Raw genomic sequence first — 26,268 nt, 5'->3', positions numbered from 1 at the left:
AGAGCAGTGCCCTTATCTTTATTCAACATCATTTATTTGATATTGGATAGATTCTGAATGATTTAGATCTACATTAAAAGTAGCAGTCATAAGGAAAGTTGCAATTCCAAGGATTAAGAAAAGGACGAATGAGACTAGAGAGATATAAAGACAAATACGCCCTACTTTCTTCTTTTCAAGATCGTTACTAAAGAGTGAAATGATCCATGTAATAATACCGATTGGGTATAAAAGAAAACTAAGAATATATAATGTTATTTTTTCGAATGAATTCATAAAAAATCCCCCTTTTGTTGAAGTTTATATAACTACGAAAGTAAAAAGGTGAATGGGCCCATTAGAAGATAAACAACACCTCATCTGTTTTTCTAATTATATGATAAAAAGGAAAAGATTACACTTTAAATGAGAATATTCTAATTATTTCGACTCTGAATATTTCCAAGCTTGTCCGTATAAGCTAAAATAAGGTATATAGTATTTGAGTAATTAAGTTATAAGAAGATAAATACGTTAGGGTGATATAACATGTGGCGGAAGCTTACGATTATTGTAGTGTTACTTTGTTTAGCGGGATATGCAGCTTATGAACAGTTTGGTAAAAAAGAGCAGGTGGTACAAGGGGAGCAAGAACAAAGTGAAGCTGCGATGAAAGAGATGATTGCAAGTAATGGTATTGAAATAGGGAAGAGTGCGCCAGACTTCGAATTAACGAAGTTAGATGGAACGAATGTAAAGCTATCAGATTTAAAAGGAAAGAAAGTGATTTTAAACTTTTGGGCAACGTGGTGTGGACCTTGCCAACAAGAAATGCCGGATATGGAGGCTTTCTATAAAGAACATAAAGAAAACGTAGAAATTTTAGCAATCAACTATACGCCTTCAGAAAAAGGTGGGGGGGAAGAAAAGGTAAGCAATTTTGCTAAAGAAAAAGGAATTACTTTTCCTATTTTATTGGACAAGAACATTGATGTGACAACAGCGTATAAAGTAATTACGATTCCAACTTCGTATTTTATAGATACAAAAGGTGTCATTCAAGATAAGTTTATTGGGCCGATGACGCAAAAAGAGATGGAGAAAAGGGTTGCTAAATTAAAATAATGGTGAAAAGGTAGAGGTGGAGAGCTCCCATTTCTGCCTTTTCTTTTTCAAGTAGTAATAACTTCATGATATGATGTAAGAAATATAATCGTTTAGAGATAAAGGAGTGTATGGAGTGGGGAATGTATCCTTACCGTTAGATTATGTTGTAATTGATTTTGAAACAACAGGATTTAACCCTTATAATGATAAAATTATTCAAGTTGCAGCGGTGAAATATCGTAATCATGAACTGGTAGATCAATTTGTTTCATACGTGAATCCAGAGCGGCTAATTCCGGACCGAATAACGAGTTTAACCGGTATTACCAATTATCGTGTTTCAGATGCACCGACGATTGAAGAAGTATTACCTTTATTTTTAGCATTTTTACATACAAATGTTATTGTGGCCCATAATGCTTCTTTTGATATGCGCTTTTTGAAAAGTAATGTAAATATGCTAGGGCTACCTGAACCTAAAAATAAAGTAATAGATACTGTATTTTTAGCGAAGAAATACATGAAGCATGCGCCTAATCATAAACTTGAAACGTTAAAGCGAATGCTTGGCATTCGTTTAAGTTCTCATAATGCATTTGATGATTGCATTACGTGTGCTGCTGTTTATCAAAAGTGTGCAGCGATTGAAGAAGAAGGACAGAGAAAAGTAAATAAGGTCTCACTTGATGAAATCGTAGTATACGAAGCGGTGAAAGAAATGCTTGCACGTAATAAACGTAATGTAGAATGGCTACGTTGTATGAACGTAGGAAGTTATTTAGATATAAAAGCTTTTTATCCGGTTATGAGAGTAAAGGTAACAGGACGAAAGAAATATGTATTAACAGATATATTAGAAGATGATGTGAAAGAAATATGTACAAGCTTAAAATGTGAACCAGCGTTAAAAAGTGAAGTTGGTAATACGAGAATTATGCTTAATAGCTTAGAGGATGTTACGAAATTAGAAAGTTATATTTTAGAGCAGTATGATTTTGTATTACAGGCGCTTCATGATTATAAAGAAAATGAAATGAATGCAGATGAAAAGTTGAAAGAGTATTTAAATATTATGGTATAAAAAACTCCGTGTGCAATATATTGTACACGGAGTTTTTTTAGGAGTACTAAAACATAAAATTTTCTTACAAATCTGATTAAAGAGTTTTTCGTTTGCTCATACTATGTAATAAGAAAGCGAAGGAGAGAGGGTGAACAACATGAGAAGAAGTCGCCGTAAATCGTTTGAAGAACTTGTAAATGAAAATAAACAACAATTATTAAGCGATCGTGATGCAATTGATCGCATTGAAGAGCGCATTGAAAAACGTTATGAAATGAAACTTTTTAAGCAAGCTGAATAATTCTTAACACTAGTACGATACTAGTGTTAAGGAGGCGATAGTAATGGGTAATCCGAAAAAAAATTCAAAAGACTTTGCACCAAATCATATTGGAACACAGTCGAAAAAAGCTGGTGGAAATAAAGGAAAGCAAATGCAAGATCAAACAGGTAAACAACCGATTGTTGATAACGGTTAAAAAGGAGAATGTTATCATTCTTCTTTTTTGTGAGGAAATGAAAGATGAGTTTTTAGCAGTAATATGAAAAAAAGGGCTGACTTTTGTCAGCCTTTTTTCGTAATCGTAAAATTTTCAACGAGTAAACGCCAATTTTGTGGGAATGGTAAACCGATTTTCCAGTAACTAATACCGCCTATACCTTGTTCTTTCATTAAATTGAATTTACTTTGAACAGACCGTGAATCTTCAAACCAAACTTCGTGTTGCACGCCGTTTTCATCAAAATAATTAAAATGAGGAGCTTGGGCTGTGAAATCATAACGAATAGGAACATTATATTTACGAGCTAGTGCAACAGCTGCGACGGAGCTAATTGCTTTTGCAGGTGGATTTCCTTGTTTAAATGGAAGCTTCCAATCAAACCCGTATAAATTTTGCCCCATCATAATTTTTTGTGGAGGCATTTGAGATTTTGCATATTGAAGTACTTCTTTCACTGGACCGATAGGAGAAATCGCCATCGGTGGCCCGCCCTGCCATCCCCAGTCATATGTCATAATGACGACGAAATCAACAATTTGCCCTTGCGCTTTATAATCATGAGCTTCGAAAAATTTGCCCTTTTGATTGGAACTTGTTTTCGGTACGAGAGTTGTGCTCAATGTGTACCCACTAGGTAAGCGTGTTTTTACATTTCGTAAAAAGCGATTATACGCCTCGCGGTCTTCAGGTGCTACACTTTCGAAATCGAAATGAATGTCTCGCATGCCATATTTTTCAGCTGTTTGCAAAATGTTAGTAATAAATTTGTTTTGAATCGTTGCGTCGCGTAAAATAACTGATGTTAGATCGGCACTGAAATTACCATTTTCAATATTTGTAATAACGAGCATAGGGATTGTTTTACCTTGCGTTGCAATATTAGCGATTTTAGCTGTTTCAGTAGGTTCTTTTAATGTGCCATCTCTTTTTGCCTCAAAACTAAAATAAGCTAAGTATGTTAAGAATGGATTGATGGCACGTGTAGCATTAACTAAACTCTCTTTAATCGGTATAGTTGAAGGTTGTAAATAAGCGATGGATTCTACAGCTCGTTTTGTACCTTTTGGTACGTATAATTGTTGTCCGACATGGAGAATAGATTTTAAAGATAAATTATTCACTTTAGCTAAACTAGCGAGGGGGACATTATATGTTTGAGAAATTCGATATAGGCTGTCACCAGGCTGTACATAATAATTATTTCCTTTCGTATTAACGATAAGTGCCTGACCAACAACGAGTGTTTCAGCTGGATTTAATCCATTGTCTTTTACTATTTCGTCAGGTGTTGATCCATATTTTGATGCCAAGCTATATACGCTATCACCACTACGAACAGTTACAATTTGAATCATATGCTGGCTCCTTTCGGGAAAAGATTCACTATTTTTATTTTATTTTTGATGTCACTGTATTATGATTAAATGTATGCAAGGTAGCAGAAGTGAAAGAAGGCGAATACATATGTTTGTAGCAGAACATGAAGTTGAAATCCGTTATGCGGAAACAGATCAAATGGGTGTTGTTTACCATTCAAACTACTTAGTGTGGCTTGAGTTAGGTCGCACGAAACTTATACAAGATTTAGGTTTTTCATATGTTGAAATGGAGAAAGAAGGAATTATTTCTCCTGTGTTAGATTTACAAATTTCATACCGTAAAGCGATGCGTTACGGAGAAAAAGCAATCGTAAAAACATGGGTAGATACTGTGAGCCCACTTCGCGTTGTATATGGATATGAAATATATAATGGTGATGGTGAACTTTGTATTACTGCAAGTACGACGAATATTTGTGCGAAAAAAGAAGGGTTCCGCCCTGTATCATTTAAAAAGTTATATCCTGAGTGGTATGCGAAATATGAGGAAATTAAGAAAAAATAAAAAAGCGTGGCAGAAGCCACGTTTTTTTATTTTTCATAATTAAATTGTGGGAAGTCGTCACCTTCGTTAAGTGTAACAGATAAATTATGTCCATCGAAGAACCATTCATCATCGCCTTCAATAAAGAAATTAATACCTTCTTCTTGAATTTGAACAGCAGGATGTGCAGGATCATCTTTACGAATACCTAAAGAAAGTCCTTTTTGCACAGTACTGCAACCACCGTATTGTACGAAAAAGCGTAGTGTTTCATTTGATTGTAAGTTTAATTCAGTTTTATACCATTGTGCTGCTTCTTTTGTTACGGAAAGATTCATGTATAGTTCCTCCAAATTATGTTGCTTTTTCTTTAGTATAAAAAATAACGCAAAAAGACGCTATTAATATGCTTCACGTTTTCTTTTTGCGTTATGTGGGTTACGATCTTATTTTTGCTTTTTTGAAAAGTTTGCTTTAGGCTCAGTTTTATTTATAATTCGTCTGATATTTGCACGGTGTTTATAAATAACCATACCTGCTAATAAACACATCGCAATAATGAAGATTTTATCCCCGCTAACAATGGATGCAATAACAGCAACAACTGCTGTTACCATAGAAGAAAGTGATACGTATCTTGTTGTAAATAAAAGGGTGAAAAATACAACAGCTAATATTGCAAAAACAACTGGTGAATAGCATAATAGCACCCCAGCAGAAGTTGCAACTGCTTTACCACCGCGGAATTTCGCGAAGATCGGGTAGACATGTCCAAGAACAGCCGCTAACCCGAACCATAGTGGGTGAATATCTAATCCGAAAATCATTGGTAGACTTGTTGCTAATGTCCCTTTTAAAATGTCAGCAATTGTAACGGTAAAACCTGCTTTTTTCCCTAATGTGCGGAATGTGTTTGTTCCGCCTAGATTACCGCTCCCGTGCTCACGAATATCGATTCCGTAGCCAATTTTTCCAACAACTAGTGCAAATGGAATCGAGCCAAGTAAGTAGGCAACGATAAATAAAAGATATGTAGTAACCATAAGTTCAGTCTCCTTTATTCAAATGTGTTGATAAAGGGTAAAAAGAGTTTTTCCCGTATATTGTACCATACATTTGTAAAGAGCACATTTCTTTTTTGTAAATGAAAAATTCATTATTTCGTGAAAAAAATTTCACAGTAATGTTACATTTCTCACAGAAACAGTAAGACTATATGTAGTAACATTTTAATCACAAGACAACAACATATTGGTGGAGGGTTATAAATGTTACGAAATATTACACGTGGAGAAGAATTAATGAAAGTGTTTGAGACGATAGTCCACGGCAATGAACAAGATTTAATGCAAGAAAATGCAAATGTAGACGGCCGCTCTCCAATGGGCGTAATGGGAACGTTCGCATCTGAGAGTGCAAAATATTATGCTGTTGAGAATTTATTGTCAGATCAAGTGAAAAAAGCGATAAATGAAAATATATTATATCCACATGATTTAGATTTTTATACGACAGGAACGACGACTTGTTCGCAAATTCCGTTAGCGCAAATGCTTGCTAACGGTTTTCATACTGGACATGGACATATGAGACAACCGCAAGACATTAAAAGTGCATTGGCTCTTTCGTCTATTATTTTTCAAGCGAATCAAAATATGCAGCATGGTGGTCAATCGTTTGCACTCTTTGATATTGATTTAGCACCTTATGTACGAAAAACAATTGAGAGACATAAAAAACGATTACAATCATATCCGCTTACGAAAGAACAAATAGAAGAATTCGCGTGGAAAGAAACGGAAAATGATACGTATCAAGCGTGTGAGGCTTTCGTTCATAATTCGAATAGTATGCATAGTAGGGGCGGAGGACAAGTACCGTTTATTTCTATTAATTACGGAACAGACACATCAAAAGAAGGAAGACTGTTGATTAAACAACTTTTAAAAGCGACACAAGCTGGGCTTGGTAAAGGAGAGACACCGATTTTTCCGATTCAAATTTTCAAGATGAAAAAAGGTGTGAATTTTGAAGAAAGTGATCCGAACTACGATTTATTTGAATTAGCATTAGAGACAACTGCAGAGCGATTATTCCCTAACTTTTCATTTTTAGATGCTCCGTTTAATGCAGTGCATTATGATGGAAGACCAGAAAGTGAAGTATGTTACATGGGATGTCGTACCCGTGTTATGTCTAATATACATGGAGAAGAAACAGCGATTGGTAGAGGGAATTTATCATTTACGTCTATTAATTTAGTGAAATTAGCGTTAATTAGTGGTTCAAAAGAAGCATTTTTTGAAGCGCTAAACTACTATTTAGATTTAGGAATTAAGCAGCTATTAGAAAGATTTGCGTATCAATGTACGAAGCGAGCAAGAGATTTTCAGTTTTTATATTCACAAGGTGTATGGCGTGGTGGAGAAACATTGCAGCCTGAAGACTCCGTAGCTTCGATTTTAAAACAAGGGACGTTAAGTATTGGTTTTATCGGTCTTGCGGAATGTTTAGTAGCTTTAACAGGAAAGCATCATGGGGAAGATGAAGAATCATGGAAACTTGGGTATGAAATTATTTCCTTTATGAGAGATAGAATGGATAAAGCGACAGAAGAACATCAACTGAATTTCTCGATAATTGCAACTCCAGCGGAAGGATTGTCAGGGAAGTTTGTGAAAAAAGATAGAGAAGAATTTGGCGTGATTAGCGGTATAACGAACCATAATTACTATACGAATTCATTCCATATTCCAGTTTATTATAACATTCAAGCGATAAAAAAAATCCGTTTAGAAGGCCCGTTCCATGCTCTATGTAATGGAGGACACATTACGTATATTGAACTAGACGGAGCAGCAATGCATAACAAAAAGGCATTAAAACAAATTGTACAAGCCATGGCAGAACATGGTGTTGGATACGGTTCAATTAATCATCCTGTTGACCGTTGTAAGTGCTGTAGTTATCACGGGGTTATTGGAAATGAATGTCCAAGTTGCGGGAATGAAGATGAGGCTAATATAGAAAGAATTCGCCGCATAACAGGCTATCTTGTAGGAGATATGTCGAAGTGGAATAGTGCGAAACGTAGTGAAGAGATAGATCGGGTGAAACATAAATGAAAGTGATGAATATTATTCATGATAGTGTAGTAGATGGAGAAGGATTGCGGACGGTCGTGTTTTTTGCGGGCTGTCCGCATCGTTGTGTCGGTTGCCATAATCCAAAATCGTGGAATATTTGCAACGGAACGGAAATGACAGTAGAAGAAATTGTGAAAGAGATTGCAAGTAATCCATTAACTGATGTAACATTTTCAGGTGGAGATCCATTTTTTCAAGCTGCTGAAGTAAAAAAGGTAGCAAAGATCGTGAAAGATTTGAAAAAAAACCTATGGATGTATACAGGTTATACGTTAGAAGAGATACAGAGTTCTCAAAATAATGATATGATAGAGTTGTTACATTATGGGGATGTTTTGGTCGATGGAAGGTTTGAAATTGAGAAAAAAGATTTAACACTTCCATTTCGCGGAAGCTCCAATCAACGTATTATTCGATTGAAAGAGTAAAAAGGCGGGATAGATTATATGAATAAAACAGTATTGCTTGTTGAAGATGAAAGAAGACTACGTGAAATTGTTAGTGATTATTTTCGTAATGAAGGCTTTGAAGTAATCGAAGCAGAAGATGGAAAAAAAGCGTTAGAGTTATTTGCAGAGCATGAAATTGATTTAATTATGTTAGATATTATGTTACCGGAAATAGATGGATGGTCTGTTTGTAGACGAATTAGAAAAGAATCAGCAGTACCAATTATTATGTTGACAGCACGTTCGGATGAGGATGATACATTGTTAGGTTTCGAATTAGGTGCAGACGAGTATGTAACGAAACCATTTAGCCCGAAAGTGTTAGTAGCTCGCGCGAAGACGTTATTGAAACGTGCGGATGGTGCGGTAGGAGTAGCGGAAGAAAATGCTATGTCTTTAGCTGGAATAGAAGTGAATCGTCTATCTAGAACTGTTTTAGTAGATGGAGAAGAAATTATATTGACACATAAAGAATTTGAACTTCTCGTTTATTTAATGGAGAACAAAGGAATCGTGTTATCACGTCAACATTTATTAGACCAGTTATGGGGATATGACTATTACGGTGATGACCGAACGGTTGATACCCATATTAAAAAACTTCGAAATAAGCTGGGAGATAAAGCGACGCATATCGGTACTGTTATTCGAGTTGGTTATAAATTTGAAGAATAATCTAGAACGATTTGTGTAATTTAGCCTAGGAAAATGGCGATTTGATACTCTCTTTTGAAGGTAGAATGTACAAAAAATACTTTTCTTGTCTACAATGTTAGATAGGAGTATTTTTTTAATTGGATTTCACGATGAGTTCACAAGAAGGACACAAAACGTGACTATACTGAAAATACGAATTCACCAGAGAGGGGAAATAAAGCATGGGATATTACGACGGACCAAATTTAAATGAAGAGCATAGTGAAACGAGAGAAGTGAGAAAATCAGGTAGTAAAAAAGGCTATTTCTTCACAGGTTTAGTGGGGGCTGTAGTCGGAGCGGTTTCGATTAGTTTTGCAGCACCATATATGCCATGGGCTCAAAATAATGGAGCGCCAGTATCATCATTTAGTTCGGATTCAAAAGTAGAAGGTACTGTAGTTCCAGTTGTAAATAAAGCGAAAAATGAAACTGATTTACCTGGTATGATTGAAGGGGCGAAAGATGTTGTTGTAGGTGTTATTAATATGCAACAAAGTGTTGATCCATTTGCGATGCAACCGACAGGTCAAGAACAACAAGCTGGTTCAGGATCAGGTGTTATTTATAAAAAAGCAGGAAATAAAGCATATATTGTAACAAACAACCACGTAGTAGATGGAGCAAATAAACTTGCTGTAAAACTAAGTGATGGTAAAAAGGTAGATGCAAAGTTAGTAGGGAAAGATCCTTGGTTAGATTTAGCTGTTGTTGAAATTGACGGATCTAATGTGAATAAAGTTGCAACTTTAGGTGACTCAAGTAAAATCCGTGCGGGTGAAAAAGCAATTGCAATCGGTAACCCACTTGGATTTGACGGAAGTGTAACGGAAGGTATAATCAGTAGTAAAGAACGCGAAATCCCAGTTGATATTGATGGCGATAAACGCCCAGATTGGCAAGCACAAGTTATTCAAACTGATGCAGCGATTAACCCTGGTAATAGTGGTGGTGCATTATTTAACCAAAACGGTGAAATAATTGGGATTAATTCAAGTAAAATTGCACAACAAGAAGTTGAAGGAATTGGATTTGCTATTCCAATTAATATCGCAAAGCCAGTTATTGAATCACTTGAAAAAGACGGAGTAGTAAAACGTCCAGCTCTTGGAGTAGGTGTCGTTTCGTTAGAAGATGTGCAAGCTTATGCAGTCAATCAATTGAAAGTACCGAAAGAAGTAACGAATGGTGTTGTATTAGGTAAAATTTATCCAATATCACCGGCAGAAAAAGCTGGTTTAGAGCAATATGATATTGTAGTAGCATTAGATGATCAAAAAGTAGAAAACTCACTTCAATTCCGTAAATATTTATATGAGAAGAAAAAAGTAGGCGAGAAAGTAGAAGTTACTTTCTATCGTAACGGTCAAAAAATGACGAAAACAGCTACTTTAGCAGATAATTCAGCTACAAAGAATCAATAATCGAAATAAAAGAAAGTCTCTTTCATATTGAAAGAGACTTTCTTTATCGGCTATACTAAAGGAATAGGAGGGATTAATTATGACAATTGAAAACCCAACTCGTACGGAAATTGGTGAAGTATTAAAGAAAAGCAAAACAATTGCGGTTGTTGGATTATCAGATAAGCCAGAACGTACATCGTATATGGTTTCAAAAGCAATGCAAGATGCTGGATACCGCATTATTCCAGTTAATCCAACAGTAGATGAGGTGCTTGGAGAAAAGGCAGTTTCTTCACTAAAGGATATTAAGGAACACGTTGACATTGTAAATGTATTTCGTCGCTCAGAGTTTTTAATGGATGTTGCAAAAGAATTTGTAGAGATTGATGCAGATGTTTTTTGGGCACAATTAGGAGTACAAGATGAAGATACATATAAACTTTTAAAAGAAAAAGACTATACTGTAATAATGGATCGTTGTATTAAAGTAGAACATGCGATGACAAAATAGTATAGATTTAAAGGTAGAAAGATTGATTCAGCCCTCATTATAGATAAGTAGGGCCGATGAACGAGGTGTTCATCATGAGATTTTTTAAAGGCTGTTTTTGGGGATTGTTATTTGTAATCCCATTTTGGATTTTGATCATTTGGATCATAATAAAGGTTTGGAATGTGTAATCTTGGAATACATATCCATTTCTCGTTGACAAACGATTATTTTTCTGAAATAGTAGCCTAGAGGAATCCTTGTGAGAAAACAAGGATTTTTCTATTGAAGATGGTATATAAAAGAGATAAGATAACTTGCCAAAACTATAGTCGAGGCGTTATTCTATAATAGAAACATATGTTCTGATTTTGGATTAGGAAAGGGGCAAGGAGTTTGGCGAAGCATCAGTTCCAATATAATGAAGATGCGATTCAAGTGTTAGAAGGACTTGAAGCCGTTCGAAAACGCCCGGGTATGTATATCGGGAGTACGGATAGCCGTGGATTGCATCATTTAGTATATGAAATAGTAGATAACTCCGTTGACGAAGCGTTAGCGGGATTTGGCGACGAAATTTCAGTCGTAATACATAAAGATAATAGTATTAGCGTTATAGATAAAGGGCGAGGAATGCCTACGGGAATGCATAAACTTGGGAAACCTACACCTGAAGTTATTTTAACTGTACTTCATGCAGGTGGTAAGTTTGGTCAAGGTGGCTATAAAACGAGTGGTGGTTTACACGGTGTTGGGGCATCAGTTGTAAACGCCTTGTCAGAATGGTTAGTAGTAACAATTAAACGTGATGGTAGCATTTATGAACAACGCTTTGAAAATGGTGGCGTTCCTGCAACGACGTTAGAGAAAATCGGGAAAACAAAAGAGTCTGGTACGACAATGCACTTCAAACCAGATACAACGATTTTCAGCACGACAAATTATAATTATGAAACATTATGTGAGAGATTACGTGAATCTGCATTCTTATTAAAAGGAATGAAAATCTCGATAAAAGACGAACGTAATGATTTAGAGGATGTATTTCATTATGAAACAGGAATTGAAGCTTTCGTTTCATATTTAAACGAAGAAAAAGATTCAATTCACCCGGTTGTATACTTCACTGGTGAACAAAACGGGATTGAAGCAGAACTAGCATTCCAGTTTAATGATGGTTACTCAGAAAATATTCTTTCGTTTGTAAATAACGTACGTACAAAAGATGGTGGAACACACGAAGCTGGATTTAAAACAGCAATGACGCGTGTGTTCAATGAGTATGCTCGTAAAGTTTCATTATTAAAAGAAAAAGATAAAAATTTAGAAGGTACAGATATTCGTGAAGGTGTAGCGGCTATCGTTTCTGTACGTGTACCAGAAGAAGTACTTCAGTTTGAAGGACAAACGAAGGGGAAACTTGGTACAAGTGAAGCTCGTTCTTCTATTGATGCCATTGTATCAGAGCATTTAGCTTACTTTTTAGAGGAAAACCCGGATGTAGCTACACTTCTTGTGAGAAAGGCAGTTAAAGCAGCGCAAGCACGTGAGGCTGCTCGTAAAGCGAGAGAAGAAGCACGTAGTGGTAAGAAGAAAAAAAAATCAGAAGGTACGTTAAGCGGGAAGTTAACACCTGCACAATCACGTAATCCTCAGAAAAACGAATTGTATTTAGTAGAGGGTGACTCTGCCGGTGGTTCAGCGAAACAAGGACGAGACCGTCGTTTCCAGGCCGTATTACCATTACGTGGTAAAGTAATTAATACAGAGAAAGCAAAGCTTGCTGATATCTTTAAAAATGAAGAGATTAATACAATCATTTATGCGATTGGCGGCGGTGTAGGAAATGAATTTGATGTTGAAGATATTAACTACGATAAAGTTGTAATTATGACCGATGCCGATACGGATGGAGCTCATATTCAAGTATTGTTATTAACGTTCTTCTACAGATATATGAAGCCACTTATCGAAGCTGGTAAAGTGTTTATCGCACTTCCTCCTTTATACAAAGTAAGTAAAGGAAAAGGTAAGAGTGAGGTAATTGAATACGCTTGGTCAGATGAGGAATTAGACGGTGTAACGAAAAAAGTTGGCAAAGGCTATATGTTACAACGTTATAAAGGACTTGGTGAAATGAATGCGGATCAATTATGGGAAACAACAATGAATCCTGAAACGCGTACATTAATTCGCGTGAAAATTGATGATGCAGCAAGAGCAGAGCGTCGCGTTACAACATTAATGGGCGATAAAGTAGAACCACGCCGTAAATGGATTGAACGTAATGTACAGTTTGGTATGCAAGAAGAAGGAAATATTTTAGAAAATGAAATGATTATGGAGACGGAGGTGGAATAACATGCAAGCAGAGAAGTTTCATGACCTCCCGCTTGAAGACGTGTTAGGTGATCGTTTTGCACGTTATAGTAAATATATTATTCAAGATCGTGCACTTCCAGATGCACGTGATGGCTTAAAGCCAGTACAAAGACGTATTTTATATTCTATGTATGTAGAAGGTAATGTACATGATAAAGCGTTTCGTAAATCAGCTAAAACAGTAGGTAACGTTATTGGTAATTATCATCCACATGGAGATTCCTCTGTATATGAGGCAATGGTACGCTTAAGCCAAACTTGGAAAGTACGTAATGTTTTAGTTGAAATGCATGGTAATAACGGTAGTGTTGATGGGGATCCAGCGGCAGCAATGCGTTATACGGAAGCTCGTTTATCACCAATCGCATCTGAATTATTACGTGATCTTGATAAAGAAACAGTTGAATTCGTGTCAAACTTTGATGATACAAGTGAAGAACCAGTTGTATTACCAGCAGCGTTCCCGAATTTATTAGTGAACGGATCTACAGGGATTTCCGCTGGTTATGCAACAGAAATTCCTCCGCATCATCTTGGAGAAGTTATTGACGCTACAATGATGCGTATTGATAAGCCAAATAGTACTGTTGATGATTTATTAACAGTTATGAAAGGACCAGATTTCCCAACAGGTGGTATTATTCAAGGGATTGATGGTATTAAAAAGGCGTATGAAACAGGTAAAGGTAAAATTATTATTCGCGGAAAAGCAGAAGTTGAAACAGTACGCGGTGGGAAACAACAAATTGTAATCACTGAAATTCCTTACGAAGTGAATAAGGCGAACCTTGTAAAGAAAATGGATGAATTACGTCTAGATAAAAAGTTAGATGGTATTGCTGAAGTACGTGATGAGACAGATCGTACTGGTTTACGAATTGTTGTTGAATTAAAGAAAGAAGCAAACGCCGAAGGTATTTTAAATTATTTATATAAAAATACAGATTTGCAAATTCCATATAACTTTAATATGGTAGCGATCAATAATCGTCGTCCAACACTTATGACATTACCGAAAATTTTGGATGCTTATATTGGACATCAAAAAGAGGTTATTACGAGACGTTCACAGTATGAATTAAGAAAAGCAGAAAATCGTCAACATATTGTAGAAGGTTTAAAGAAAGCATTATCGATTTTAGACCAAGTAATCGAGACAATTCGAGCTTCAAAAGATAAACGTAATGCGAAAGATAATTTAAGTGCAAAATTTGGCTTTACAGAAGCACAAGCGGAAGCAATTGTATCCTTGCAATTATATCGCTTAACGAATACAGACATTACGGCGTTACAAGAAGAAGCAGATGAGCTTAATAAGAAAATTCTAGAGCTACAGTCAATTTTACAAAGTGAAAAAAGATTACTTCAAGTCATTAAAACTGATTTGAAGAGAGTTAAGAAAACATATAGTGATGATCGCCGTGCTATTATTGAAGAGCAAATTGAAGAAATTAAAATAGACGTAGAAGTGATGATTCCACAAGAAGATGTCATCGTTACTGTAACGAAAGAAGGATATGTGAAACGTACTGGATGGCGCTCGCATAATGCCTCAAACGGCAAAGACTTCGGTATGAAAGAGGGTGACATCTTACTTGAACGATTCGATACGAATACGACTGAAACAGTTCTTTTATTCACAAGTAAAGGAAACTATATATATCTTCCAGTATACGAAATGCCAGATATTCGTTGGAAAGATTTAGGTCAGCACGTTGCAAATATCGTTTCACTCGACCGAGATGAAACAATCATTTGGGCAACGGTTGTACCGAACTTTGAGGAAGAAAAACGATTTATCGTATTTGTAACGCGAAATGGTATGATAAAGAAAACAGAATTAAATCAATATAAAGTTCAGCGTTATTCAAGGGCATTCGTTGCTGTAAACTTGAAAAAAGGTGATGAAGTTGTCGATATATTTGCGACAGATGGAACGAGTGATATCGTTCTTGCTACACATGGTGCATATGCACTTATTTTCCATGAAGATGAAGTAAGTCCAGTCGGTGTAAGAGCTGCTGGTGTGAAAGCAATTAATTTAAAAGAAGATGACTATGTCGCTTCTGGTAAACCATTAAATGGTGACAAAGATCAACTTATTCTCGTAACGCAGCGCGGTGCTGTAAAGCGTCTAAAAGCATCAGAAATTGAGAAATCGACGAGGGCAAAGCGAGGTCTTGTTATTTTCAAAGAGTTAAAACGTAATCCGTACCGCATTGTCGGTATTGAAATTGTTCGGGACGATGAATTAGTTTACATGAAGACAGAGAAAAACATTGTAGAAGAAATTGATCCGAAAGCGTATCGAAATAAAGACCGGTATAGTAATGGTAGCCTAGTGCTAGATGTTAATGATACTGGTGAAGTAGTAGAAACGTGGACGAAAAAACGACCGGAGTAAAAAAGCATCTTGCTATGAATAGTAGCAAGGTGCTTTTTTCTAGGCAATTTATTATGTAAATGATAATAATCTTGTTATAATAACTGAATGAAATCGTTCTCATAAAGTGGAACTTTAATCAATGGGGAGTTTCTTTATCCACATTGATTATTAGTTGAACCAATCGGGCTTTAACAAGCAGTTGATTCCTCACCTAATTTCTTAGCTTTCGCTGAATTTTGAGTTAGGAATTTTACTGCCCGTTAAAGCGGGACAAATGGAGGGACAACATGAAAAAAATAGGTGTAGGGATTGTAGGATTTGGTTTTTCTAGTACGACATTTCATATCCCACTATTACAAACGATAGAAGAATATGATATTCGTGCTGTATTATCCTCAAAAGAAGAGGTAGTAAAAGAAACATTACCAAACGCTAATGTTGTGAGTACAATTGATGAATTGGTGAAGCGAGCTGATGTTGACTTAGTTGTTATTACATCACCTAATACAACTCATTTTCCATATGTAAAAGAAGCAATTTTAAACGGTAAGCATGTTGTTGTAGAAAAACCATTTGTTGTTTCAATTGAAGAAGGAGAAGAGCTTATTTCATTAGCAGAGCAGCATAATGTAATGTTAAGCGTATATCATAATCGTCGTTTTGATAATGATTTCTTAACAATTAAGAAATTGTTAGAAGAAAACAGAGTAGGGAATGTATACGCATATGAATCGAATTTTGATCGTTTCCGTCCACATGTGCGTGATCGATGGAGAGAAAAAAATCTACCAGGTTCCGGTATATTATACGATTTAGGATCGCATTTAATTGACCAAGCGTTATCAATATTCGGGAAACCAGATGCGATAAGTGCAGATGTAATAAAACAACGACCAGGTGCAGAGGTGGATGATTATTTCCACATAGTACTTCATTACGGAGTTAAACGTGTCATTTTACGTAGTAGTAGTTATGTGAAAAAAGCTGGACCGCATTTTATAGTGCATGGAGAGAAAGGTTCTATCGTGAAGTGCGGTATGGATTCGCAGGAAGAGCAATTAAAAAATGGAATGAAGCCAGGTGATAACGGTTATGGAGTAGACGATGAAGAGAATTTTGCTACTTTAGAAACAGAAGAAAGCTTAGAGCGTATTCCAACAGAAGTCGGTTGTTATGACAATTATTATAAAGGTGTACGAGATAGTATATTAAATGGTGAGAAACTGCCTGTAACAGCACAAGAAGGTTTAGATGTTATTAAACTGATTCAATTAGCGATTGAAAGTAGTGAAAAGGGTAGAGTCATTTCTATAAAATAAAAAAGACACGAAATTCGTGTCTTTTTTATTTTTGTGGAACAGAAAGACCATAAAAGAACATCGTAACGATATCTTGTATATGTTTTTCACGATCTCCTTCAAGAAGTTGTGCTCCAAATTCATCACCTAATTTTGTAAACATTTGAATGTAAAGTAACATCATTTCTTTAGTAAGGTGTGGATTAATTTCATTTTTGCGCTGAGCTCGTTCTAATATTTCTAAATACCAGGGCAGGATTTTTTCATTTTGATAACTATAAATAAACTTACGGAGTTCTTCGTCCCTTTGCATCATTTGTAATAACATATCAGGTTGAAATAACCCGCCAGTATTCATTTTTCTTACAATCATTTTTTGCATCATATCATGAAAAGGTAATTTTTCTTCTGCAAGCTCTTTATAATATTGAAATTCAGATATGATAAATTCTTGTATAAGCTCCCTAAATAAAGCATCTTTACTTCCGAAATGATTATAAATTGTAACTTGAGAAACGTTTGCTTCTTTTGCGATATGTTCTATTTTCACTTCATTAAATCCACGTTCTGAAAATAATACGAATGCTGCTTCTTTAATGGCACGCTTTTTCTTTTCTTTTACTCTTTCAAAGCCGTTCAATGCAATCACCTCACTTAAAATATACAAGAAAAAATAATGGAAAACAATAATTTTGAAATATGGACTAATAAATATTTCAAAAAGTTGTTGCGAATATGAAAGATGAGGAGTACAATGATTTTGAAATATCACATATTAAATATTTCAAAAAACGAGGTGGAATTATGATTTCAGTTCAAGATGTCACAAAACAGTTTTCGAATGGAAAAGGTTTGTTTCATATTACATTTGATGTAAAAAAGGGAGAAGTATTTGGTTATTTAGGACCGAATGGTGCCGGGAAATCAACGACGATTCGTAATTTAATGGGATTTATAAAACCGACAGCTGGTAAAGCGACAATTTTTGGATTAGATTGTTGGAATGAAGCAGCGAAAATTCAAAGAGAAGTTGGTTATTTACCGGGGGAAATTTCTTTTATTGAAGGAATGAACGGATTAGAGTTTTTAAAATTAATGCAAGGAATGCGTGGATTAAAGGATACGAAAAGACGAGATGAACTGATAGAGCGTCTGCAATTTGATGTGAAAACACCGATTCGCAAAATGTCTAAAGGAATGAAGCAAAAAGTAGGGATAGTCGCTGCATTTATGCACGATCCAGAGGTGTTAATTTTAGATGAACCAACATCTGGACTTGATCCACTTATGCAGCAAGTGTTTATAGATTTAATATTAGAGGAAAAGCAAAGAGGAAAAACAATCCTGATGTCATCACATATTTTTACTGAAATTGAGAGAACTTGTGACAGAGTAGCTATTATTAAAGATGGTCGACTCGTAACGGTTGAAAATATTCACGATTTACAAAGTATGAGAAGACAGGTGATAGATGTAACAGTATCATCACAAGAAGAGATTGAGTCCCTTACAAAGTGTAATTTGCAATTTGAAGCGGTAAAAGGCAGAGAGGCATCTATCATTGTACAAGGAAACTATCAAACTGTTTTACAAACACTTTCAAACTATAATGTAACGGCACTTCAAACGAGAGCGATGGATTTAGAACATTTATTTATGCATTATTACGATAAGAAAGAAGGGATAACGCATGAATAAGCAATTGTTTTTAGCTAGTTTGAAAGAAACACAAAAAAGTATTTTGAGTTATGCGTCTGGTGCGGCTTTATATTTGTGGTTATTAATTTGGATATTCCCGTCAATGGTATCAGCGAAAGGGCTAAATGAATTAATAGCTGCCATGCCTGATAGTGTGAAAAAAATCGTTGGTATGGAAAGTCCGATTCAAAACGTAATGGATTTTTTAGCTGGTGAATACTATAGTCTATTGTTTATTATCATTTTAACAATTTTTTGCGTAACAGTTGCGACACATTTAATTGCTCGTCATGTAGATAAAGGAGCAATGGCATACTTGCTAGCAACACCTGTATCTAGAGTGCAAATTGCTATTACACAAGCTACTGTTCTCATATTAGGACTTCTGATTATTGTATCTGTTACGTATGTAGCTGGGTTAGTAGGTGCAGAATGGTTTTTACAAGATAATAACTTAAATAAAGAATTATTTTTGAAGATAAATGTAGTCGGAGGGCTCATATTTTTAGTCGTTAGTGCGTATTCATTTTTCTTTTCTTGTATATGTAATGACGAAAGAAAAGCACTAAGTTATTCAGCGAGTTTAACTATCTTATTTTTCGTATTGGATATGGTAGGTAAATTAAGTGATAAGTTAGAGTGGATGAGAAGTCTATCATTATTCACGCTGTTTCGCCCGAAAGAAATCGCTGAAGGAACGTATAATATATGGCCGGTAAGTATAGGGTTAACTGCTGGAGCGCTTTGTATTTTCTTAGTAGCGATTGTAGTATTTAGGAAGAGGGATTTACCGTTATAAAGTAGAAAGTCCACTAGAAAGTGGGCTTTTTTTATTTGTAAATTTAAACTAGTATGTTTATCACATAACACTTATAAAGGATATTTATCTTTTAAATTAAAAAAATATTCAAAAAAATGAACCTTTTTCTAGGTTCATACGTCTAATACATGTAAAGTTAAATTGGAAGTGATGAAGTGAGGATGAAACAGGAGGAGCAATTGTGAAAGTAATCCCTTTATATAAAATGATTATAAAAGAAGAAACCGATGTTTCTTTAGCGAAAAAAGGTGATCATGAAGCCTTTATAGCGCTTATACATACAGAAAAAGTGAAGATGTATCGAATAGCAAAGGCGATGTTACGTGATGAGACAAATATAGAGGATGCGATACAGACAACAATTTTAAAGGCCTATGAAAATATAAAAAAATTAAAAAAAGAAGAATTTTTTCAAACTTGGTTAATTCGAATACTAATAAATGAGTGTAACAATATTATTAGAGCGTATAAAAATGTAATTGTGACAGAAGAGAATGATTACAATATGAGTGCGTGTGATCAGTATGAAGATATAGATTTGTGTAATGCGATTCAATCGTTACATGAAGAATTAAGAGCTGTTACGGTGCTTTATTATTATGAAGATATGAATCAAGAGAGTATAGCAAAGCTTTTAGAAGTACCAAAAGGAACAGTGAAATCCAGATTGTCACGCGCAAGGGAACAACTACAAAAACGATTAAAGATGGAATAGGGGGTGTAAAGGGTGGATAATGAAAAATTATTTGATGAGAAATTAAAAAAGAGAATAAAAGATGAAAATGTTATAGTACCTCCAGAGTTAAATGAAAAGATTAATGGCACACTACATAATCTTCAGGTAAAAAAGAAGAGTTACAAAATTCATATGATGATAATTAGTGCAGCGGTTTGTATACTTTCAGTGGTATCTATGTCTGAGTTTTCTATCCAAAGTTTTGCGCAAAACGGTGGAGTATTTGAATATGTAAAGAAAAAAGCGTTTTCTGATTATGAAAATGAAGAAGAAATAAAATCGAATGTACATTATCCAGATAAAGAAAAGATTCATCAAAAGATGCTAGATTCTATTGATTATTTTAAAAATATTTCAGGACAATTTGAGGAATATTCTAGCTCATCAAGAGTTGCTACAACATATAAGTATGCGATTGATACGGAAAAACAAAGAGGTATCTCTTCGAAAGAAGATAAACTAGCGAAAAAACGAACAATTATATATAACGAGGGCAAGAAAAAAGAGTTTGATGATGAGAAGCATACCTATAAAGAGACAAAATGGAACCCGAAAGAAAGAAACAATGAACTATTAAAATTAAATCCTACGGAAAGGTTATTGAAAAAATCAGGTGAAAAAAGGCGATATGATGATGAATATGTAGGACTAGCTAAGTATAGTATTCAATCAGAATTCGCAGATTTGTTAATTCGATATAAAGATTGGAATTATAAAGAAACGAAATATCTTGGATTAGATTGTTACAAAATTGAAGGAGTCATCAACATAGAGATGCCTGTTAGCACCTCTGAAAATTTAAGAGGGAAATTCGAAATGGTTGTGGAGAAAAATACAGGGATTATATTGAAATTTCTTAGTTTTCAAGAAGGCTTGATTCAATATTCACTTACGACTGAATGGATACAAATAGATAAAGGATTGAAAGAAAGTGTGTTTCAAAAGGATAGCGCTAAATATGAAAAAATGAAAAACATATTGGATGAATAGAAACAGGAGGAGAGTAAATGAGGAATCATTCATCTTTAAGAGAAGAGAAAAATAAGCAAAAATATAAAAAGAAAACGATAATAAGTTTACTACTAGCGGTATTACTATTTGGTGGAATTGGCTATGGAACCTATGTATATATGAAAACTTCTAGTCTCGTACAAAAATCTAATTTGAATTTAGCACGAGGTGAAAAATCCAATTTACGTGAGAAATCTGTAAAGCCAATTGCAAATCATGTTTCACTTTTAATTATGGGAATTGATGAAAATCAAGAACGACAAAAGGAGTATAATGGTGCATTTCATACAGATGCGTTATTGTTAGCCACCTTTAATAAAGATGATAAAACAGTGAAATTAACGAGCATACCGCGTGATACATATACATATGTTCCAGTTCAAAAGAAAAAAGATAAAATAACCCATGCATATGGAAGTGGTTTCGTTCAAAATGGTAAAGATGGAGGACCGCAAGCTTCAGTGGAAGCGGTAGAAAAATTGTTACAGGTGCCTGTTGATTATTTTGTGAAATTTAATTTTGGTTCCTTTACTAAAATTGTTGATGGGTTAGATGGTATTGAGGTAGATGTCCCAGTTGAATTTACGGAGCAAAATAGTAAAGATGAACCTGATGCGATCCATTTGAGAAAAGGATTACAAAAATTAAATGGGGAAGAAGCACTTGCACTAGCAAGAACGCGTCATATTGATAGTGATGCAATGAGAGGTCAGCGCCAACAGCTTGTTATCGAAGCGATGTTAAGTAAATTAAAAAGTGTAGGTTCGATTACGAAACTAGAAAAAATGGTTGAGGCGGTTGACGGCGATTTTAAAACAAACTTAGTAATGGATGATATTTTATCTTTTTATAAATACGGTTTAAACGGTTCAGTTGAAAAAATACAATTAGCTGGTGATGATTTATATTTACCTAATGGCCCAAACGGACAACGTGTATATTATTATAATCCTAATAAAAAAGATCTACAGAGTTTGAGTAATACTCTTAGAACACATCTAGGATTAAGCGAAAAGCAAATTGAGGAGAATTGAAGCAGGCGAAATGTCTGCTTTTTTATTTTTGTAGAAAAGAGGTTTGGTATGATATACATTATTTATTAACAATAATTTACAAGTGTTTTGTAGCGGAGGGATATAAAGACTATTAAATCAATACATAGAATTCAATGAGATATAGTGTTTCGAAAGATTATGGAATTTTTATGAATATTACTGTAAAAAAATAATTTTTTAAAAATTTTCAATAATAACACTTTACAAAACTCAAAAAATTAGTAGAATAATAGTTAATAAGAATCTTCTGATAAATATATAAAGAAAAACAGAATTATCAGAAAATTCTTAAATGAGAGCGTTAAGAATTAGGGAGGGTACAGAAAGTGAAAAAGAAAAAAATGAAAAAACTAACAGCGGTTGTAGTACCAGTTTTAGCAATGAGTATGGCATTAACAGCATGTTCTACATCAGGTGGAGATAAGAAGACAAGCACGAATTCTAGCTCTGGTGGAGATAGCAAATCAGAAGGGAAATTAGCAGCAAAACAAGTACTAAATCGTACTGAAACAAATGAGATTCCAACAATGGATACTTCTAAAAATACAGATACATTAGGTTCTCAAATTTTAGGGAACACAATGGAAGGTTTATATCGATTAGATAAAGATAACAAACCAATCCCAGCTGCTGCAGAATCAAGCACGAAGAGTGAGGATGGTAAAAAATATACATTTAAACTACGTAAAGATGCAAAATGGTCAAATGGTGATCCTGTAACAGCGAAAGATTTCGCATATGCATGGCAACGTCTATTAGATCCAAAAACAGCTGCTGAGTATGCATTTATCGCATTCCCAATTAAAAATGCAGAAGCGGTGAATAAAGGTGAAAAACCTGTAGCAGAGCTAGGAGTAAAAGCGGTAGATGACTATACGCTTGAAGTTGAGTTAGAACAAGCAGTACCATATTTCTTAAACTTAGTAGCATTCCCATCGTACTATCCATTAAATGAGAAGTTCGTGAAGGAAAAAGGAGATAAATACGGTTTAGAGTCTGATACAACAGTATATAACGGACCGTTCGTTCTTACTGATTGGAAGCATGAGCAAGGTTGGAAATTAAAGAAAAACGACCAATATTGGGATAAAAAGACTGTAAAACTAGATGAAATTAACTATAGTGTAGTAAAAGAAGTAGCTACAAGAGTAAATTTATATGATACAAATGCAATTGATTTTGCGCTTCTATCAGGTGAATTCGTTGATAAGTATAGAAATAATAAAGAAGAGTTTGGCACATATTCACAAGTAAGCACATACTTCTTACGTCTGAACCAAAAACGTGGCGGACAAGATACACCGCTAAAGAGCCAAAAATTACGTGAAGCAATTGCACTTTCAATCGATAAGAAAAATCTATCAAATGTAATTTTAAATGATGGATCTAAACCTGCGGACTTCTTAGTACCAAAAGGATTAGCAAGTGGTCCAGACGGTAAAGATTTCCAAGAAACATTTAAAAATGGTATTAAGCCAGATGCGAAAAAAGCAGCAGCTGCATGGAATGAAGCGAAAAAAGAACTTGGAAAAGACCAAGTTACAATTGAGCTATTAAACTATGATACTGGTAATGCGAAAAAAGTTGGAGAATATGTAAAAGACCAAATCGAGAAAAACTTAAAAGGTGTAACAGTTAATATTAAACTTCAGCCATTCAAACAAAAGCTAAAATTAGAAACAGAGCAAGATTATGATTTATCATTTGCTGGTTGGGGACCTGACTACGCTGACCCAATGACATTCTTAGATATGTTCCAGTCTAATCATTCTCATAACCAAATGAGCTTCGCTGATTCTAAGTATGATGATATGATTAAAAAAGCTGGTGGAGAATTAATGGGTGACGCGAAGAAACGTTGGGAAGAGCTAGGAAAAGCTGAAAAATTACTTCTTGAGAAAGATGTAGCACTTGTACCTTTATACCAACGTGGTGATGCATATGTTCAAAAACCAAATGCAAAAGGCATCGTTCACCATAACATTAGCCCAGAGTATAGCTTCAAGTGGGCATATATGACTGAAAAAGATGGAAAATAATTTTTAAATAGTGGTTTTATCTTTAAGTGGATATATGAAGTTCCTTATCTTATTCTTGCATTGAGAATCTCACTGTCCACAATAGAAGGATAAAATAATAGAGCATTCCAAAGGTAGATTCTTTACTTTTGGAATGCTTTTTATTATGAGATTAAATGTAAAAAAACAATGGATATAAGGTTTCTATTATGAAAAAATAATTTTTAGAATATTTTAAAAATAACTTTACAAAACTAGAAAAAATAGTAGAATATTAATTAATAAGAATTTTCTGATAACTAGTTATTAGGAAATTACTCAAATTTAGTTTCGTACATATAATTGGGGAGGGTACAAAAATGAAGAAAAAGATGAAAAAGTTCACGGCGGTTGTAGCGCCGGTATTAGCAATGAGTATGGCGTTAACAGCATGTTCTGGATCAGGTGGGGAGAAGAAAACGACTACGACGTCTAGTGGTGGGGAAGATAAAAAGTCTGATATTAAATATGCAGCGAAGCAAGTGTTAAATCGTACAGAGAATCAAGAAATTCCGACAATGGATACTTCTAAGTCTACTGATACGTTAGGGGCACAAATTTTAGGAAACACGATGGAAGGATTATATCGTCTTGATAAAGATAATAAGCCAATCCCGGCTGCGGCAGAATCTAGTACGAAAAGCGAGGATGGCAAAAAATATACATTTAAACTGCGTAAAGACGCAAAATGGTCGAATGGTGATCCAGTAACAGCGAAAGATTTTGTATTTGCATGGCAGCGCTTACTTGATAAAAATACAGCGGCAGAATATGCGTTTATTGCCTACTATATTAAAAATGCAGAGGCGATTAATAAAGGTGAAAAACCTGTAACAGAATTAGGAGCAAAAGCGGTAGACGATTATACACTAGAAGTAGAACTAGAGAAACCAGTACCGTACTTCTTAAACTTATTAGCATTCCCGTCATACTATCCGCTAAATGAAAAATTCGTAAAAGAAAAAGGAGATAAATACGGTTTAGAAGCTGACACGACAGTGTATAACGGTCCATTTGTTATGGCTTCATGGAAACATGAACAAGGATGGCAGCTAAAGAAAAATGATAAATATTGGGATAACAAGACTGTGAAATTAGAAGAAATTAATTATAGTGTAGTAAAAGAAGTTGCGACGAAAGTAAACTTATATGATACAGGATCAATTGACTTTACATTACTATCAGGAGAATTTGTAGATAAATATAAATCGAACAAAGATGAGTACGGTGAGTATTCAGAAGCAAGTACATTCTTCTTACGTTTAAATCAAAAGCGTAACGGACAAGATACACCGTTAAAGAGCAAAAAGCTTCGTGAAGCAATTGCGTTATCAGTTGATAAAAAAGGATTGGCAAATGTAATTTTAAATAATGGATCAAAAGCAACGGATCAATTGGTGCCAAAAGGACTTGCGACAGGACCAGACGGTAAAGATTACCAAGATACATTTAAAAATGGTTTGAAATATGATCCGAAAAAAGGTGCAGCAGCTTGGGAAGCAGCGAAAAAAGAACTTGGAAAAGATCAAGTGACAATTGAATTACTAAGTTATGATGATGGAACTGCGAAAAAGATTGCTGATTATGTTAAAGATCAAATTGAGAAAAACTTAAAAGGTGTAACGATTAATACAAAGATTCAGCCGTTTAAACAAAAATTAAAATTAGAGACTGCACAAGATTATGAAATCTCTTATGCAGGTTGGAGTCCAGACTACGCGGATCCAATGACGTTTATCGATATGTTCGAGTCGAAGAGCCCGTATAACCAAATGAGTTACTCAAATGCAAAATATGATGATATGGTAGAAAAAGCAGGTAATGAATTAATGGGTGATGCGAAGAAGCGTTGGGAAACGTTAGGAAAAGCTGAAAAACTATTCCTTGAAGAAGATGCTGGGCTAGTCCCTTTATATCAAACAGGAAGAGCGTATGTAATGAAACCGAATGTTAAAGGAATTGTGAAACACAATATTAGTCCAGAATATAGCTTTAAGTGGGCTTATGTAACGGAAGGAAAATAATAAAAAAAGCGTTTTAAAAGTAGATTATTTATTTTTAAAACGCTCTTTTACTATTTAATTAAATTTAAATAAGTAGAGACGAATAAGAAAAGTGGTACT

The 26,268-nt window shown here is 34.8% G+C and carries 25 protein-coding genes; 20 read left to right on the top strand and 5 right to left on the bottom strand.

The window, feature by feature from the left end; all coding sequences use genetic code 11:
• Positions 1–18: 18 nt before the first annotated feature.
• Positions 19–276 carry a hypothetical protein gene (locus AC241_RS17755; RefSeq protein ID WP_001083876.1) on the bottom strand — a complete coding sequence of 86 codons (258 nt, stop codon included), beginning with the start codon at positions 274–276 and terminating at the stop codon, positions 19–21.
• Positions 277–528: 252 nt separating this feature from the next.
• Here AC241_RS17755 and AC241_RS17750 point away from each other — a divergent pair, with 252 nt between their 5' ends.
• The 4 genes from AC241_RS17750 to sspN all read left to right on the top strand — a co-directional run bounded on the left by AC241_RS17750 (position 529) and on the right by sspN (position 2,628).
• A complete protein-coding gene (locus AC241_RS17750; RefSeq protein WP_000269065.1) occupies positions 529–1,104 on the top strand; it encodes a TlpA family protein disulfide reductase in 576 nt (191 codons plus the stop codon).
• A 115-nt stretch (positions 1,105–1,219) separates the two neighbouring features.
• Complete coding sequence (locus AC241_RS17745) at positions 1,220–2,167, top strand: 3'-5' exonuclease (RefSeq protein ID WP_043936423.1); 948 nt, start codon at positions 1,220–1,222, stop codon at positions 2,165–2,167.
• 139 nt (positions 2,168–2,306) lie between these two features.
• Complete coding sequence (locus AC241_RS17740; RefSeq protein WP_001254699.1) at positions 2,307–2,450, top strand: FbpB family small basic protein; 144 nt, start codon at positions 2,307–2,309, stop codon at positions 2,448–2,450.
• A gap of 43 nt (positions 2,451–2,493) precedes the next feature.
• Positions 2,494–2,628: an acid-soluble spore protein SspN gene (gene sspN, locus AC241_RS17735; protein WP_000527987.1), complete on the top strand. Its 135-nt coding sequence runs from the start codon at positions 2,494–2,496 to the stop codon at positions 2,626–2,628.
• Between the two features lie 86 nt (positions 2,629–2,714).
• Here sspN and AC241_RS17730 read toward each other — a convergent pair whose 3' ends face one another.
• The gene (locus AC241_RS17730) at positions 2,715–4,007 is read right to left on the bottom strand and encodes a glycoside hydrolase family 18 protein (protein ID WP_000614855.1); all 1,293 of its coding nucleotides are present in this window, start codon (positions 4,005–4,007) and stop codon (positions 2,715–2,717) included.
• Between the two features lie 109 nt (positions 4,008–4,116).
• On the opposite strand from AC241_RS17730, the gene AC241_RS17725 reads away from it, so the two are divergent.
• Positions 4,117–4,536: an acyl-CoA thioesterase gene (locus AC241_RS17725; protein WP_000495812.1), complete on the top strand. Its 420-nt coding sequence runs from the start codon at positions 4,117–4,119 to the stop codon at positions 4,534–4,536.
• Positions 4,537–4,562: 26 nt separating this feature from the next.
• On the opposite strand, the gene AC241_RS17720 is transcribed toward AC241_RS17725, so the two are convergent.
• Complete coding sequence (locus tag AC241_RS17720; protein WP_001054455.1) at positions 4,563–4,853, bottom strand: HesB/YadR/YfhF family protein; 291 nt, start codon at positions 4,851–4,853, stop codon at positions 4,563–4,565.
• Between the two features lie 108 nt (positions 4,854–4,961).
• Complete coding sequence (gene plsY, locus AC241_RS17715) at positions 4,962–5,558, bottom strand: glycerol-3-phosphate 1-O-acyltransferase PlsY (protein WP_016080675.1); 597 nt, start codon at positions 5,556–5,558, stop codon at positions 4,962–4,964.
• A gap of 225 nt (positions 5,559–5,783) precedes the next feature.
• On the opposite strand from plsY, the gene AC241_RS17710 reads away from it, so the two are divergent.
• The 8 genes from AC241_RS17710 (at position 5,784) to AC241_RS17670 (ending at position 16,789) form a co-directional block, all read left to right on the top strand.
• Positions 5,784–7,640, top strand: coding sequence for an anaerobic ribonucleoside triphosphate reductase (locus AC241_RS17710; protein ID WP_029443030.1), 1,857 nt, complete (start codon positions 5,784–5,786; stop codon positions 7,638–7,640).
• Positions 7,637–8,089, top strand: a complete 453-nt coding sequence (gene nrdG, locus AC241_RS17705; RefSeq protein WP_000867078.1) for an anaerobic ribonucleoside-triphosphate reductase activating protein — start codon at positions 7,637–7,639, stop codon at positions 8,087–8,089. The genes AC241_RS17710 and nrdG overlap by 4 nt, the downstream gene beginning before the upstream one ends.
• Positions 8,090–8,107: 18 nt before the next feature.
• Positions 8,108–8,785, top strand: coding sequence for a response regulator transcription factor (locus AC241_RS17700; RefSeq protein WP_029443029.1), 678 nt, complete (start codon positions 8,108–8,110; stop codon positions 8,783–8,785).
• A gap of 203 nt (positions 8,786–8,988) precedes the next feature.
• The gene (locus AC241_RS17695) at positions 8,989–10,230 is read left to right on the top strand and encodes a S1C family serine protease (protein WP_016080677.1); all 1,242 of its coding nucleotides are present in this window, start codon (positions 8,989–8,991) and stop codon (positions 10,228–10,230) included.
• 79 nt (positions 10,231–10,309) lie between these two features.
• The gene (locus AC241_RS17690) at positions 10,310–10,723 is read left to right on the top strand and encodes a CoA-binding protein (protein ID WP_000151390.1); all 414 of its coding nucleotides are present in this window, start codon (positions 10,310–10,312) and stop codon (positions 10,721–10,723) included.
• 375 nt (positions 10,724–11,098) lie between these two features.
• A complete protein-coding gene (gene parE / locus AC241_RS17680; RefSeq protein WP_016080678.1) occupies positions 11,099–13,063 on the top strand; it encodes a DNA topoisomerase IV subunit B in 1,965 nt (654 codons plus the stop codon).
• A gap of 1 nt (position 13,064) precedes the next feature.
• On the top strand, positions 13,065–15,488 hold the full coding sequence (gene parC, locus AC241_RS17675; protein ID WP_016080679.1) for a DNA topoisomerase IV subunit A: 2,424 nt from the start codon (positions 13,065–13,067) through the stop codon (positions 15,486–15,488).
• A 269-nt stretch (positions 15,489–15,757) separates the two neighbouring features.
• Positions 15,758–16,789, top strand: a complete 1,032-nt coding sequence (locus tag AC241_RS17670; protein WP_016080680.1) for an oxidoreductase — start codon at positions 15,758–15,760, stop codon at positions 16,787–16,789.
• A gap of 25 nt (positions 16,790–16,814) precedes the next feature.
• Here AC241_RS17670 and AC241_RS17665 read toward each other — a convergent pair whose 3' ends face one another.
• Positions 16,815–17,417 (bottom strand): TetR/AcrR family transcriptional regulator, encoded by a 603-nt coding sequence (locus tag AC241_RS17665; RefSeq protein ID WP_116777626.1) that lies wholly within the window; start codon positions 17,415–17,417, stop codon positions 16,815–16,817.
• A gap of 155 nt (positions 17,418–17,572) precedes the next feature.
• Here AC241_RS17665 and AC241_RS17660 point away from each other — a divergent pair, with 155 nt between their 5' ends.
• From AC241_RS17660 to AC241_RS17630, 7 genes are all read left to right on the top strand, one after another.
• A complete protein-coding gene (locus AC241_RS17660) occupies positions 17,573–18,466 on the top strand; it encodes an ABC transporter ATP-binding protein (protein WP_029443026.1) in 894 nt (297 codons plus the stop codon).
• The gene (locus AC241_RS17655; RefSeq protein WP_016080684.1) at positions 18,459–19,265 is read left to right on the top strand and encodes an ABC transporter permease subunit; all 807 of its coding nucleotides are present in this window, start codon (positions 18,459–18,461) and stop codon (positions 19,263–19,265) included. The genes AC241_RS17660 and AC241_RS17655 overlap by 8 nt, the downstream gene beginning before the upstream one ends.
• Positions 19,266–19,467: 202 nt before the next feature.
• Positions 19,468–20,001, top strand: coding sequence for an RNA polymerase sigma factor (locus tag AC241_RS17650; protein WP_043936421.1), 534 nt, complete (start codon positions 19,468–19,470; stop codon positions 19,999–20,001).
• Positions 20,002–20,013: 12 nt separating this feature from the next.
• Positions 20,014–21,012 (top strand): hypothetical protein, encoded by a 999-nt coding sequence (locus AC241_RS17645; RefSeq protein WP_043936420.1) that lies wholly within the window; start codon positions 20,014–20,016, stop codon positions 21,010–21,012.
• A gap of 17 nt (positions 21,013–21,029) precedes the next feature.
• Positions 21,030–22,067, top strand: a complete 1,038-nt coding sequence (locus tag AC241_RS17640) for an LCP family protein (protein WP_043936419.1) — start codon at positions 21,030–21,032, stop codon at positions 22,065–22,067.
• Between the two features lie 347 nt (positions 22,068–22,414).
• On the top strand, positions 22,415–24,127 hold the full coding sequence (locus tag AC241_RS17635; RefSeq protein WP_050844407.1) for a peptide ABC transporter substrate-binding protein: 1,713 nt from the start codon (positions 22,415–22,417) through the stop codon (positions 24,125–24,127).
• 338 nt (positions 24,128–24,465) lie between these two features.
• Positions 24,466–26,169, top strand: a complete 1,704-nt coding sequence (locus AC241_RS17630; RefSeq protein WP_016080688.1) for a peptide ABC transporter substrate-binding protein — start codon at positions 24,466–24,468, stop codon at positions 26,167–26,169.
• Positions 26,170–26,268 lie beyond the last annotated feature (99 nt).

It is taken from the genome of Bacillus thuringiensis (genome assembly GCF_001182785.1).
Taxonomy (GTDB): Bacteria; Bacillota; Bacilli; order Bacillales; family Bacillaceae_G; genus Bacillus_A; species Bacillus_A thuringiensis_S.
The sequence above is the reverse complement of the archived record's forward strand: the minus strand, read 5'-3'. Positions and strand labels throughout refer to the sequence as shown.